Annotated in this window: 12 protein-coding genes; 9 read left to right on the forward strand and 3 right to left on the reverse strand. The window is 49.2% G+C overall.

The genetic code is table 11. The annotated features are described in order from the left end of the window. The first annotated feature begins 184 nt into the window (after positions 1–184). The 7 genes from F1593_RS13730 (at position 185) to F1593_RS13760 (ending at position 8,317) form a co-directional block, all read left to right on the forward strand. The gene (locus tag F1593_RS13730; protein ID WP_149402142.1) at positions 185–1,306 is read left to right on the forward strand and encodes a homospermidine biosynthesis protein; all 1,122 of its coding nucleotides are present in this window, start codon (positions 185–187) and stop codon (positions 1,304–1,306) included. Between the two features lie 286 nt (positions 1,307–1,592). After that, positions 1,593–2,027, forward strand: a complete 435-nt coding sequence (locus tag F1593_RS13735) for an S-adenosylmethionine decarboxylase family protein (RefSeq protein ID WP_149402143.1) — start codon at positions 1,593–1,595, stop codon at positions 2,025–2,027. Positions 2,028–2,201: 174 nt separating this feature from the next. Continuing rightward, on the forward strand, positions 2,202–3,074 hold the full coding sequence (gene speB, locus F1593_RS13740) for an agmatinase (RefSeq protein ID WP_149402144.1): 873 nt from the start codon (positions 2,202–2,204) through the stop codon (positions 3,072–3,074). Between the two features lie 873 nt (positions 3,075–3,947). Next, a complete protein-coding gene (locus F1593_RS13745) occupies positions 3,948–5,264 on the forward strand; it encodes a hypothetical protein (RefSeq protein ID WP_149402145.1) in 1,317 nt (438 codons plus the stop codon). Positions 5,265–5,394: 130 nt separating this feature from the next. Continuing rightward, complete coding sequence (locus tag F1593_RS13750; protein WP_149402146.1) at positions 5,395–6,339, forward strand: radical SAM protein; 945 nt, start codon at positions 5,395–5,397, stop codon at positions 6,337–6,339. 225 nt (positions 6,340–6,564) lie between these two features. Continuing rightward, positions 6,565–7,557: a polyprenyl synthetase family protein gene (locus tag F1593_RS13755; RefSeq protein WP_149402147.1), complete on the forward strand. Its 993-nt coding sequence runs from the start codon at positions 6,565–6,567 to the stop codon at positions 7,555–7,557. 13 nt (positions 7,558–7,570) lie between these two features. Further along, on the forward strand, positions 7,571–8,317 hold the full coding sequence (locus F1593_RS13760) for a ubiquinone/menaquinone biosynthesis methyltransferase (RefSeq protein ID WP_149402148.1): 747 nt from the start codon (positions 7,571–7,573) through the stop codon (positions 8,315–8,317). A gap of 144 nt (positions 8,318–8,461) precedes the next feature. On the opposite strand, the gene F1593_RS13765 is transcribed toward F1593_RS13760, so the two are convergent. Together F1593_RS13765 and F1593_RS13770 are read right to left on the reverse strand one after the other, a co-directional pair. Continuing rightward, a complete protein-coding gene (locus tag F1593_RS13765) occupies positions 8,462–8,863 on the reverse strand; it encodes a hypothetical protein (RefSeq protein ID WP_149402149.1) in 402 nt (133 codons plus the stop codon). 62 nt (positions 8,864–8,925) lie between these two features. Then, complete coding sequence (locus F1593_RS13770; protein WP_172632107.1) at positions 8,926–9,390, reverse strand: NUDIX domain-containing protein; 465 nt, start codon at positions 9,388–9,390, stop codon at positions 8,926–8,928. Between the two features lie 631 nt (positions 9,391–10,021). Here F1593_RS13770 and F1593_RS13775 point away from each other — a divergent pair. After that, positions 10,022–10,522: a redoxin domain-containing protein gene (locus tag F1593_RS13775; protein WP_149402151.1), complete on the forward strand. Its 501-nt coding sequence runs from the start codon at positions 10,022–10,024 to the stop codon at positions 10,520–10,522. A 113-nt stretch (positions 10,523–10,635) separates the two neighbouring features. Next, complete coding sequence (locus F1593_RS13780; protein WP_149402152.1) at positions 10,636–11,871, forward strand: trans-sulfuration enzyme family protein; 1,236 nt, start codon at positions 10,636–10,638, stop codon at positions 11,869–11,871. Between the two features lie 210 nt (positions 11,872–12,081). On the opposite strand, the gene F1593_RS13785 is transcribed toward F1593_RS13780, so the two are convergent. Beyond that, positions 12,082–13,077, reverse strand: a complete 996-nt coding sequence (locus F1593_RS13785) for a BON domain-containing protein (RefSeq protein WP_149402153.1) — start codon at positions 13,075–13,077, stop codon at positions 12,082–12,084. Positions 13,078–13,195: the final 118 nt, after the last annotated feature.

Raw genomic sequence — 13,195 nt, forward strand, 5'->3', positions numbered from 1 at the left:
AAATAGAATAAATCAGGTCAATATTGGTTCGACATTAGATAAAACAAGGGCAATTGGATAGGGGGAAATATTTGGGAATCCTAACTACCTAATATTCACAGATAGGTTGTACCAGGAGGGCTAAAATCGGGTATAGTATACAGTGTTCTCTTGACCGGATTATAGAAAGGATCTTTTTGTAACAATGACACATCAGCATGACCACGCTTCAGATGAGCACGCTGAAGCAAATCACCATGACCTTTTAAGTGGACCCAAAATTCTGCCTCATCGAGTGCGTCCAAATATGACTGTCACTGAACTGATTGATGAACAGTATCAGGCATATAATGCTGCACGTTTGAATGAAGCCGCGCGCCTTTACGCCGAGCGGATGCTTGATCCAGAGTTGGATGTGACGATCGGACTAACCATGGCCGGAGCCCTGACGCCGGCTGGCCTGGGAGGCAGTATTCTTACACTCATGGAATACGGCTTTATCGATTTTATTATCAGCACTGGAGCAAATCTCTATCACGACATGCACCACGCGCTGGCGATGTCGCTGCACCGGGGCGATTTCCGCCTGGACGACATCAAACTGCAAGAAGAGGGCGTTATCCGCATCTACGATATCCTGTTTGATGACAAGGTACTGCTGGATACTGATGCCTTTGTACGCGAGAGCCTGCGCAGCCTGCCCAATCGTCCAATCTCTACCTCCGAGTTGCATCATCATCTCGGAACACAGCTCTTAAAGGCAGGTGTCAAACCAGAATATTCGGTTCTGGCTCAGGCCGCAGCCTGGAATATACCCGTCTACACATCCTCACCAGGGGACTCATCAATTGGGATGAACATTGCCCGGCATGCCCTGGATGGGAACGCATTGACTCTTGATCCCCTGGCCGATGTCAATGAAACCACAGCGATCGTCCATCACGCGACGCGCAATGGCGTCATTATTCTGGGTGGTGGTAGCCCAAAGAACTTCTATCTACAGACACAACCACAGTTGTGGGAGGTACTGGGAATTCAAAAAGGTGGACACGATTACTTTGTGCAGATCACTGCGGATGCGCCTCATTGGGGCGGTCTCTCAGGTGCTACGCCTTCTGAAGCGGTTTCCTGGGGCAAAATTAAACCCGATCAGTTGAAAGATGCAGTAGTAGTCTACGGTGATTCTACTATTGCTTTACCACTTCTGACCGCTTACGCCGTGAGCAAAGCGCAACCCCGTCCGCGCCGTGAGCTTTATCTACAACGTGAAGCTAGCTTGCAGGAATTAAAAGATGCCTATGCAGTGGCGAAACAAGCACGCCCATAGCATCTATCTAATGAGCAGTGTCGTTTCCCTTTAGGTAGAGAGCTAAATGGCATTTAGATTGAGGTCTAAATGCCATTTAGGTTGATTGCTTAGTGGCATTTAGGTAGAAATGCAATTATCAATTAGGTGAAAAAAAATCAAATTATTTGGCACAGGCTTGACAACCTAATGTATAATATCAAACAGTGTGCAGAAAAGATAACACACATGAATATTGCAGGACTCAGCCCATCTGATATGGAAGCCACACCTGCACAGTTGGCACATTTACGAGGAGGAACACGCAATGCTGGTCCACTTGATGCTTGAACTTTACAATATCGATCGCGCTATCTTATCGGATGAGGCTCTTTTACGCCGCACACTCAACGAGCTACCAGAGCGCGTTGCAATGGAAAAAGTGAGCCCTGTTCATCTTTACGATATTGACACATCCAATCCACTTGACGCTGGTATGTCCGGCTTTGTTGTAATTGCCCAGAGCCACATCAGCCTGCATGCCTGGCCCGAATACGGCGAAGTAGACATCGACATTTGCTCCTGCAAAGAATTCAGCCAGGAAGATGCAATCGCATTTGCGAAAGAGATTTTCAAGACTGATGATGTTGAAGCACATTTTGTTGTGCGTGCTACACGCTCGTTGCGTCCCGAAGAGCCCGATCCTGTCCGCTATGCTGAAGCGATGGAAGCACGTCGCCTGGCTAAAATGGGGGTGCGCTAAGGGCAAGATGCAGAAGGCGAAGTATCACTTCGCATTGCTGTCCCCTGACGCAGGAGGATGAGGTGCCAGCCAATTTTCGAGGAGGGCACCTCATTTTTATTGGCAACACCTTCACAATGCTAACCCCTGATGATTATCTGCAATGATTCTTGAAACTATAAGGAACTGTTCCCAATGGAAGATGGACTGATCAGCCAATTTGGAGCCCCCGATGCTCCTCACTGTAATCCCGCTACCGCCCGCATCGCAATCATCCCCGCGCCTCTTGAATATAGCGTGTGCTATATGGAAGGGACACGTATGGGTCCACAGGCGATCTTAAATGCCTCCAGCCAGATGGAGTTATATGATGAAGAACTCGACTGTTGCCCAATTGAGGCTGGCGTCTATACTTATCCCATGCTTGACTATCATGGCATGGACCATGCAGCAGCCCTTCAAGCCACTGGTGATGCCGTACGTCAGGCGCTGGCTCAAGGTCAAATTCCACTCACACTCGGCGGCGAGCATTCCTTGTCCGCTCCCGTCATTGCAGCCGTCCATGAGCAATATCCCGATTTAACGGTCGTCCATATTGATGCCCACGGTGATTTACGCGATGAATACGAGGGCACTCCTCTTTCTCATGCCTCCATTGAACGGCGCGTAGTGGATATGGGTATTCCGCTGCTGGAGATTGGTATCCGTAGCTTCAGCCCCGAAGAAGCCGAGTTTATGAAAACACAACCTGATGTAGCTATCGTCTGGGCCTATCAAATTGCAAAGGGATTGGCACGCATTCCCTGGGAACGCCTGGGTCAACATACCTATGTAACCATCGACCTCGATGCGTTTGATCCCGGTGAAATGCCCGCAGTTGGTACCCCCGAACCCGGTGGATTGAACTGGTATCAGGTACTCAATCTCTTCAAAGAGATCTGCCAACGCACCACCGTCGTAGGCATGGATGTAGTTGAACTCTGTCCCATGGAAGGTCAGACACGTGCAGACTTTCTGGCAGCCAAACTTGTCTACAAAATGATCGGCTATCGCCTGTTCACCAAATAATATTCACTTACCCCACGATGAGCATCCTGCTACCTTTTTTCTCAGAAAGTGTCAGACTCCCGTGGTCTCCACGGTCTCTGTGCATGAGTTTTCGCACCTATGGTGCTCAAAAATCTTTTGAGTGTGTGATGTCGGAAAAGTTCGAAGAACTTTTCCGACATCACACACTCAAAAGGGCGCAGGCGCGCACGCGCCTGCCAGCAAGTGAGCAGCAAGGTCCCGATGGTATTAGGAGTCTGACACATTCTCATCTTGAGTTTGTACATTTTTAGGCTTTTGAGCCTGCGAAAAAGGGCGCGTGCGCCGCATTTTCGAGCTCACGTTTTCAAAATTGTACAAAGTCCAACTCATACATGAGTCATCCCGGACTTTGATACTGTTGGGAAACCCTGTTACGAAACATCTTTTGAGCGTACTCACTCCAAATAGATGAGCACCGCGCAAGGGTTTCCCAACGGTATCGGACTTTTGAAACAAACGTTCGCTACAATGGGAGTGCAGAGGGCGAAGCCTTCTGCCGGGGTGTGGGGTGTCCCCACATACTTCTTTTCCCCTTTTTGCACGCCGCCTGCGGCGGCGCGAGGAAAAAGAGCGGAAGGAATTCGCCAGAGAGCCATAACTATCTTACACTCACACCCCACACAGAAACAGGTAAAGGAACTGACACCGTGCGCTAGAGTAGTAGAAAGAAGAGAAGTTGTGGTATACTATCAGTGACGCGCCCCATGGAATCTTTGCTTCACGGAGCGCAGCGCGTCAAGCATTTAGAATAGGGTGCGGAACAAAGGACGGGAGGAAGTCTCAACAAAGATCTTGCCGATCTCAGCACTACTTCTTAGTATATCCCCATATAGCTTGACATTGAAAGGAAACATGACCAGAGAATTCAATCAGCAACGTCGAGATGGCTCACGTCCGCCATTTCGCAATTCATCCTCCGGCCGCAATGGAGAAGAAAGAACTTCACATCCAGCCCGGCCTCGCCTCAACCGAGAAACAGTAGATCGCGCCTGGGAGAATGGAGCCACACGTACACACGCGGATTACCATCCACGCAGCTCCCATGGGCCATCCCAAGCCCCGCGCAGAAATAATCAGTCCGGTGGATATTCCTCCCAATATACACCAGGTGGTCACAAACCTTATGGACAGGGCCAGAGCGGCAATCGTTCTGAGCGCCCTTATGGCGATCAACAGGGTCCACGTTCTCGTCCCTTCAATGGTTCACGTACTAATAATGAGGGTTCCGAGAGACAGGGTTTTGACAACCGTCGCCAATTTTCAAATAACGCCGATCATGGTTACTCCCCACGAGGACGTCAGGAAGGTCGACCTCCCTATGAGCGCAATTCCTCACCACGAGGACCGCAAGCAGGCAGACCTCCATTCGAGCGCGGTTCTGCACCACGGGGACCTCAAGCAGGCAGACCGCCTTTTGAGCACAATTCCGGTCCAAGGGGACCACAAGCACATCGACCTCTTTACAGGCGAAACGCTTCCCTGAAAGGGGGGCAAGATGGGAAACCAACATTCGAACGTACTACATTTGAGCGCGATGCTGCTCCTCGTGCTCCGAGAGTAAATACCAATCCAGCCGGTCGACGTGGAGCCGCACGTCACGAGCGTCCAGAACGTGAGTTTCAGCGTGGGCGCGACTTCCGTTCACGGAATAGTGAGGCAGGTAGCAATGTAGTGCGACCACCCGATCCAACTAATCCTCGCTGGCTCAGCCGTCCTGCTGTACGGCAGGCACGCGATGATCAACGTCAGCAAGAAATTACCGAGCAGTTTGAAGGTGACTACGAAAGCTTCGATATAACGGAAACCTCCAGACCGTCTCAAACATATGAGCCGAAACGCTCTACACGTTCCGCAGCCAGAGAAGAAAAGCCTGAGCGTCACGTCACTCGTCTCGAAGATGGGCGTGTCTTGAAAGGCAGTCGTCCGGAACAACGCAAAAATGCTCAATTCTGGACCGACATCAGTAGTAATACTGAAAAACTGGTTGAGTCAGTACACGTCCCAGAAACCTCGACGGATGAGGAAACCAACTCATCGACAGGGAAACGACCATCACGGCGTCCCGTCGTCCGCCGTGGTAAGAAGACTGGTGCCGATGGAGAAGTGAAAAAGCCTCGTACACGAGGTCCTCGCCCCTCACAAAAAGGATATAAATGGCCCGACGCATAACTATCTATTGCGTTGTGAATCAAAATGTGTCCAGTCTCTGTACTGGACACATTTTGTGAACCATCCATAAGTAAACATGTAAAGAGCAGTGCTGAATACCTAACACCAGGAAGTGGTCGGAGTAGCTAGCATGTCATATCCCAGCTATCTTAATCTTTATGAAACAGGTGAATTAGCAGAACGCGCAGCAGCCGCGTGGGAAGTATTGCGCAATTGCACAATCTGTCCGCAGAATTGTCACTGTAATCGTATCGCTGGCAAAACCGGAGTGTGCCATTCCGGTACCGAGGCCATTGTCGCCTCCTGGAATGTGCACCGCCGCGAAGAGCCTCCCATCAGTGGAACACGAGGCGCTGGCACCATCTTTTTTGGATATTGCCAGGCGCGCTGTACCTATTGTCAAAACTTTTCACTCAGCCAGGGTGGCCTGGGTCATCGGGTCGGGCCTGAACGCCTGGCCGATATGATGCTCTATCTACAAAAGAAAAACTGCCATAATCTGGATCTGGTGACACCGACACATTTCGTCCCGCAAATTCTGGCAGCACTGGTCGTCGCCTGCGAAAAAGGTCTTCGTTTGCCTCTGGTCTACAATTGCGCTGGCTATGAAAACCTGGAGACTTTAAAGCTTTTGGATGGAGTGGTGGACATCTATTTGCCCGACGCCAAATATTCTGACAATAAAAATGCCCTGCGCACCTCAAAGATGCCTCGCTACGTTGACTATAACCGCGCGGCATTGCAAGAGATGTATCGTCAGGTTGGCCCTCTTCAATTGGATGAAGAGGGCATCGCAAAACGAGGCTTGCTGATCAGACACCTCGTTATGCCTGAAGATGTCTCAGGAACTCGTGATGTGCTCCGCTGGATTGCAGAGGAACTGGGACCCGATACCCCAATCAGTCTGATGGATCAATATTTTCCAGCCTGGAAAGCGGTGAATGATCCCGTTCTCAACCGTCGTCTCTCCTGGACAGAATATCGGACCGCGCTTGATGCGCTGGATGAATTTGACTTTACCGCTGGATATGTTCAAGAAGATCTGGTTGAGGTGGATGTAACGTCTGATATGTAATAACTGTACAGGGCTTTTTCGACAATTTTTGATCTGGTTATCAAAAAGGTTGAGCTGACCCTATCACACAATGGATCTGGCACGCTATAATCAATAGGGAAACTGTACCTGTCACGACAAAGGAAAAGTATATGTAGCCGTCAGGATTAAGCCGTCATCGACCCGGGTCGAAGGCGTCGTTTATCCCTCAGGCGTGCCGGAAAACATGCAAAATGGAGAACCCTTATGAACACTACGGCCACGTTGAGCCGCTTATTCGCAGGCGTTCAGTCTGATATGGATCAGGTGGATGTCCTCTTTAAAGAAAGAGCAACGTCGGGACTAACTATCCTCAATTCTGCTTCAATGCACGCACTTGCTTCTCCCGGCAAACGTCTACGCACGGCTTTGACTCTGCTTTCGGGTAAACTAAATACCTATAACTCCGATAAGCTGTTGCGCTTGAGCGTGGCCTATGAAATGGTTCATCTCGCAACCTTGATTCATGATGATATCATTGATGAAGCCTTAACTCGCCGTGGCAATCCTACGGTCAATGCGCTCTGGGGCGATAAAATTGGTATCCTGCTGGGCGATTATTATCTCGCTAAAACCTCTAGCATCATTGCAGATATCGAAGATTTTCGTATTGATCACCTTTTCGCTGATACCGTGGCGACTGTCTGTGAAGGTACTATTCTGGAGATGATGACAGCTGGACGTATCGATCTCACGGTCGAAACGTACTTTGAAAAGATTCAGAATAAAACCGCCTGCCTGTTCGCCGCCTGCTCCAAAGGCGGCGCGATTCTCAGTGGTGCCTCCGATGAGCAGATAGAGCTCTTACATTCCTATGGTCTGAATCTTGGCATCGCATTCCAAATCATTGATGATATTCTCGATTATACTGAAGATCAATCGACGATTGGCAAACCGGCTGGCAATGATTTACGCCAGGGTATGGTGACGCTCCCACTCATTTTTGCCTTACAAGACGCAGCTTCCGCCAATGGGCGTCAGCAGCAGGTGCAGGCATTGTTGAATGGTGCTGAACTCCCTGAAAAAGAGATCCAGGAGGTCGTTTCCTGGGTGAGCAATGAATATGCTATCGAACGCTCCTTACAGGAAGCACAGAACTATGGCAATAAGGCTCGCGAAGCCCTTTATCATTTCCCTGCTTCGTCTGATCGCACTATCCTGGATGAGCTGATTGACTTTGTGATCAGTCGAAACCGTTAATGGAACGAGTGTAATGAAAACGAATTTTGCATTAGAAGAGAAATTTCAAAAAGTGGGCGGCAAGCGGCACTACGTCCAACATCTTTTTGGACGCATCGCTGGCGTCTATGATTTAATGAATAAACTGATGAGCCTGGGACTCGATGGCCTCTGGCGCAAACGTGCCGCACGCTATTTAGCTCTGGCGACGGGCGAAACTGGTTTGGATCTGGGGGCGGGCACAGGCGATCTTGCCATCGCAGTCATCAAAGGGGCCGGTCCTGACACCAGGATGATCGGCATGGATATTACACCTGAGATGCTGGCCGAGGGCCGCCGAAAACTGGTCCGTATGGGGCTTCAGGATCGTGTGGATTTGCGTGTCGGCGATGCCGAGCACATTGATTTACCTGATAATAGTGTGGATGGTTGCTGCTCCGCCTTTACGGTGCGTAATCTGACCAATATTGGTCAGGGCTTTCGTGAAATGTTGCGTGTTGTACGCCCGGGTGGACGTGTTGTCTGTCTGGAGATCAGTCATCCTCCCGGTAAGATTTTTGGCTCCCTGTTCTATCTTTACTTCTACAAACTGGCTCCCCTCTTCGGTACGATCATCGGGAAGGCATTTGAAGAGTATAACTATCTGCCGAACTCATTGACTACCTTTCCTAAAGCTCCTGCATTAAAGGAAATTATGGAAGAGGCTGGTTGGAGTGATGTACGCTATTACTACCAGAATGGTGGTATTGTCGCGATCCATGTGGGTACAAAAAAAGCTTGATGTGCCGAGCATCAAGCTGCGCAAGTTGGAGATACTAAGCAGCAGATGAGTCCATGCGGCTGCTTAGTATCTCCAAGTTCGCTCAAGGATCCCAGTAGCTCTTCCACTTTGCCCGTATCGGCTAACAACTTCTTTTGAACGTGCTTATCTCTTCTTACGCCCAACCTCTGACAAATCCCCCAGAAAACCTTCCAGAGCCTGACGCAGATCCTGCAATTGAGCGGCTTCAGCCACGGTAATCTCATGTCCAACGCGTCCGACGCGTTGTAACAACTGGATGGCAGGATGTTTGGGAGAAGAGGGTGCCTCAGTCGTTCCAGAGCCAAACAAAGATGCACGCATAGCATCTACATTGGCATTCACCTGGTCAAGCTCAGATACATCGATAAAGCTGGCTGCTTCTGGTAATACACCTCGAACCCGCTGTGTATTCTGGTTTTCCCACTGCCTGCGGGCCTGCTTTCCAGCCGCACAATAACAAAAACGCGGCTGCACAGAATCGGTACTGATCACACCACTATCATCACAAATAGGGCAAATAGGCATAGATTATCTCCTTGTTCACACAGAAAAAGCTCTCGTGCCACTCTACTATATCATATATGCCATCAGGAGAGGCACTGCTGCCCGCATAAATAGTCATTGAGCATGTGTTCACAGTCGAATGCCATCTGCCCTAAAACGCTCTCAGGAACCTTCCAGCAAGGTTGCCCCTCAACTGAACTATGTTCCACTCCACCCCGAATACAACCTTTATAGGCAATGGAAACAGCGCGGAAACGGGGATCACGTTCAACTGATGAATACACACCGACAAGGCCGGTAATCTGGATCTCATATCCGGTCTCTTCTGAGGTTTCACGCCGTACACATTCTTCAAGCGTCTCTTTGTAACGTACGATCCCACCAGGAATAGTGTATCCCAATTTATCACTTCGATCTATTAACAGCACCTTGCCATCTTGCTCAATAATGACGCAGGCGCTTAAAATAGGAGAAATTTGTCCTAGCGTCACCAATGCAATGATGCGCACTGCGATACCAGCTAGCAATCCTTTCAGCTTTTCTTTCATGGTTCCTTCCTCGCTATCTCCCGTCCGGTTATTTTTATAGCGCATGCGATTAAATAAACAGACAAGTATCTTTATTGTTAGTATAAGAGAAATGAAACTATCTGACAATAAGAAGGGGCGCTACTTTTAGGGTGAAAGCAAGGTGCAGGGGCGACAACCCCATAGGTGCGAATGTAAGGCTTTTCAAGCGGAATTGCCAAGGGAGGGCCCTTTGCCGGGGTTTGGGGTGTCCCCAACTACCCCTTTTTCTTCTTTTCTTTGCCGCCGCGTGCGGTGGCGAGAGGGAGGTGAGAGACCGGGGCACAGACCCGGGCCCCAGGTTAAGGGTTGCACCCTTAACAATCCCGCTTCTGTTCGCACCTATGGGGCGACAACCCCAGACGGAGCGCGATGGCAGGCATGCCGGGGCATGACAGTCCTCGCCATTATTCCCTTCCCCATCACCCGGAAGGATAAAGAGCTAGTAAGAATAGTGATAAAGTGACTATCAAGCTGTCGGGAAAAGAATGCACGAAAAAAGGTGTGGAAGAATAGATTAACTAGCTATATGAAGGAATCAAAATATAGGCTATAATTATGCTATAGAAAAAGGAACTTCACCTGACCAGACAAGTCACTGCTGAGGGGAACCATGTCAAACACAGATCAGCCTCACTGTCCAGACCTGGAAAAAGGGCAAATCATACCAGCTTTTACGCTGCCGGGCGCTGATGGCATGCCACATAGTCCATGGGACTATAAGCAACGCGACCATCTTCTACTCCTATTTTTGCATAGTAGCATCACCAGTGAGACATGCGCGCTGTTGCGCATCTACGCTCAACACTACGCAGATTTTCGCGCTGAACAGTGTGCAATACTCGCTATCACACCTGATCCAGTGTTCATTAATCTGCAAACGCAGGAAAAACTTCGTCTGCCATTTCCGCTCGTTTCTGATGTCCAGGGGAAGACGATTTCCCGCTACACACAGTGGAATGCAGATACCCATACCTTGATTCCCAGCGTCATACTGGCGAATCGGTATAATGCGCTTTATGAGCAACAAAGTTCGGAAGATATCACACAGTTGCCTGAACTACAAGATACGTTGGCAAGTCTTAACTATCTTAATTTACTGTGTACACCCTGAAAATATAGCGCGCAATTATTCAGCAAAAGGCACGGGAACGTGCCTGCACTCTCAGTCACATCAGCAGAGCAAATGAGAAAACGCACTATCCACAACATGGAAAGGACGACTCTATGACACACCAGAACACGCCACCATCATCGGAATGGAATCTTGACACCTTACTTGTCCATGGTGGACTTCCTCGGCCCACCAATCATCATCCAGGTGGCGATCCGACCGTGCTCCCCATTTATGCCAGCACTACATATACGCATGAAAATGTCGATGCCCTCGATCAGGCATTTAACGGCAAAACAGCAGAGGGCACACCGAGGTATGTATACGCACGTCAGGGCAATCCCAATGCCAATGCATTTGAAGAGGCCATGGCGCAAATTGAAAGAGGGATTGGGGCCGTTTCCTTTGGTTCGGGCATGGCAGCCATTCATGCCGCTTTACTGGCAGCAGGCTTAACCACAGGATCATCCATTATCGTGTCACAGGATCTCTATGGTCCCACGATTACGCTCTTACGTAAACTATTTTCTACCGTTGGAGCTCAGGTTCTCCTGGCAGATTTTGGTCAACCTGAAATTTATGATCTGATCCGCGATCAGGAACCAGACGTTATTTATGTCGAGACCATTTCAAATCCTCTCGTGAAGGTGCTGGATCTTGATGCTATCAGCGCAGTCGCACGTGAGGTAGGTGCTATCTCTATCGTTGACAGCACCTTTAGCCCTCCCTATCTTGTCCGACCAATTGAACATGGCTTCGATCTGGTGGTCCATAGCGCGACAAAATATATCAGTGGACATGGAGATAGTACTGGCGGCATTGTCATAAGCGCAAAGAATATTTTGCTGGATCAACTCCACGACTATGGTAATCTGTTAGGGGCCATGCTCAGTCCATTTGAATCGCACCTGATGCTACGCGGACTGCGTACCATGGCTCTGCGTGTGGAACGTCAATGCAGCAATGCTTTACAAATAGCCCATTTTCTTCAAGAGCATCCCGCCGTGGCTCGCGTGCATTATCCTGGATTGGTAGACCATCCATCGCATGCAGTCGCCAGCAAGCTACTGGATAATGAGCAGTACGGTGGTCTTCTGTCTTTCGAATTACAGGACCAATCACGTGCAGCCGTATTCAAATTTATCGATAAATTGAAACTTTGTACCTCAGCCACATCTCTGGGAGATGTCTTCACCCTGGTTAGCTATCCACCCATCTCATCACATCGCACCTTGAATGAACAAGAACTTCAACAAATGGGGATTAGTGCTGGCTGTATCCGCTTATCCGTTGGTATTGAGCATGCCACTGATATTATTAAGGATCTGGAACAGGCATTGGCTGAATAAAGGTAACATGCAAACACTTTGATATTTTGTCAATCAAAGTGTTTGTTTCCTATGAGCTTAAGGCATATAAATTTTAGCACCCGAGGCGCACAAAACAATGTTAGAGCGCGGTGCACAAAACATTCGAATGTTTTGTGCACCGCGCTCTAACATTGAGACCCAAAGAGTTCCTCGAAAATATGGCGCAGGCGCTCACGCGCCTGACTTTGATTATTTGGTGTGACGAACGAATTTTCCTGGCACAATATCTTCACCATCACCACCAGATGACGCAGCCATGACATTCAAGATGTCAGACTTTGGCTTGATGACCAGATCGTTAACGATGGAACGTACTCCGGTAAAACTCTCGGCAATCTTCTCGGCTGCTGCCTTCTGCTGAGGCGTGTGTACTGAGCCACTCAAACGTACCACTCCCAGGCGCGGATACACACCAATAGGCTGCTCACGGGTTCGTGGATCACGTCCCAGAGCCAGGGCCAGATCCGCTGCCAGTATGTCATCCCCGATCAGGCGATTTTTGATTTCCAAGATGCCAGCGATGCCAGAAACCTGATCTTCAACAATATCAGCACGCAATGAGCTTGAGATATTGCCATCCAGATAAAGGATGCTATCCAGCACGCGCGCCCTCATACCAGGGAAGTCTACATGCAATGGCGCTAACTCAAACAGGACAGATTCAACTTCGCTCTGCAAATCAGAATCTAAACGATGAGCTGGCAATGTCTGGAAAACAGCCTCAGGAACTGTTGCACTAATGCTGTCTTTTTCGATCTTCAAGATATATTCTTCGCGTAACAGAAGGTCCTGATTACCGCGCAAAGCATGAGCCACAATAAAGGCCAGTTCACCACTCTGGGGCTGAGTAGCAAATAAACGCAAAGTGCCATGTGAACCTGAAACGGTTTCGTGCACAACTGTGCGATGATCCAACTGCGTACCTTCAACAGTTGTCTGGCTGGCGGCAAGTTCAGCACGTGAAATAGAAAGGGTCACGCCATTGCCAGTCGCATCCAGCACACTAGAAAATGGAACTTCGACAGTTTTGCCGACGAAACGCCCCAATTTTACACCCAACGAAATTACACGCCGCGTACCAATGGCAGTCATTATATATGAGAGAATTCCGGCTTCACCATCCGAGCAAAATACTTTGCCTCCAAAATGGAATTTCTCTGTCTCTGAAATGAGAGATGTGTCCATGTATCTGTCTTACCTCATCTTGCTTAATGAAACGGGATAGCCAGACAACAAGCTATCTCGCTCAAGCTACCTCGTTATACTAGTGAGAGTGTAGCACTTTATACTTGCGCATGACAAG

Origin of the sequence: Dictyobacter arantiisoli, from assembly GCF_008326305.1 — a bacterium.
GTDB classification, from domain to species: domain Bacteria; phylum Chloroflexota; class Ktedonobacteria; order Ktedonobacterales; family Ktedonobacteraceae; genus Dictyobacter; species Dictyobacter arantiisoli.

What these genes read in the sequence shown, in the direction of transcription:
- F1593_RS13730 (WP_149402142.1), top strand. Translation starts at nt 185, where the DNA reads ATGACACATCAGCATGACCACGCTTCAGATGAGCACGCTGAAGCAAAT.
- F1593_RS13735 (WP_149402143.1), top strand. Translation starts at nt 1,593, where the DNA reads ATGCTGGTCCACTTGATGCTTGAACTTTACAATATCGATCGCGCTATC.
- speB (WP_149402144.1), top strand. Translation starts at nt 2,202, where the DNA reads ATGGAAGATGGACTGATCAGCCAATTTGGAGCCCCCGATGCTCCTCAC.
- F1593_RS13745 (WP_149402145.1), top strand. Translation starts at nt 3,948, where the DNA reads ATGACCAGAGAATTCAATCAGCAACGTCGAGATGGCTCACGTCCGCCA.
- F1593_RS13750 (WP_149402146.1), top strand. Translation starts at nt 5,395, where the DNA reads ATGTCATATCCCAGCTATCTTAATCTTTATGAAACAGGTGAATTAGCA.
- F1593_RS13755 (WP_149402147.1), top strand. Translation starts at nt 6,565, where the DNA reads ATGAACACTACGGCCACGTTGAGCCGCTTATTCGCAGGCGTTCAGTCT.
- F1593_RS13760 (WP_149402148.1), top strand. Translation starts at nt 7,571, where the DNA reads ATGAAAACGAATTTTGCATTAGAAGAGAAATTTCAAAAAGTGGGCGGC.
- F1593_RS13765 (WP_149402149.1), bottom strand. Translation starts at nt 8,863, where the DNA reads ATGCCTATTTGCCCTATTTGTGATGATAGTGGTGTGATCAGTACCGAT.
- F1593_RS13770 (WP_172632107.1), bottom strand. Translation starts at nt 9,390, where the DNA reads ATGAAAGAAAAGCTGAAAGGATTGCTAGCTGGTATCGCAGTGCGCATC.
- F1593_RS13775 (WP_149402151.1), top strand. Translation starts at nt 10,022, where the DNA reads ATGTCAAACACAGATCAGCCTCACTGTCCAGACCTGGAAAAAGGGCAA.
- F1593_RS13780 (WP_149402152.1), top strand. Translation starts at nt 10,636, where the DNA reads ATGACACACCAGAACACGCCACCATCATCGGAATGGAATCTTGACACC.
- F1593_RS13785 (WP_149402153.1), bottom strand. Translation starts at nt 13,077, where the DNA reads ATGGACACATCTCTCATTTCAGAGACAGAGAAATTCCATTTTGGAGGC.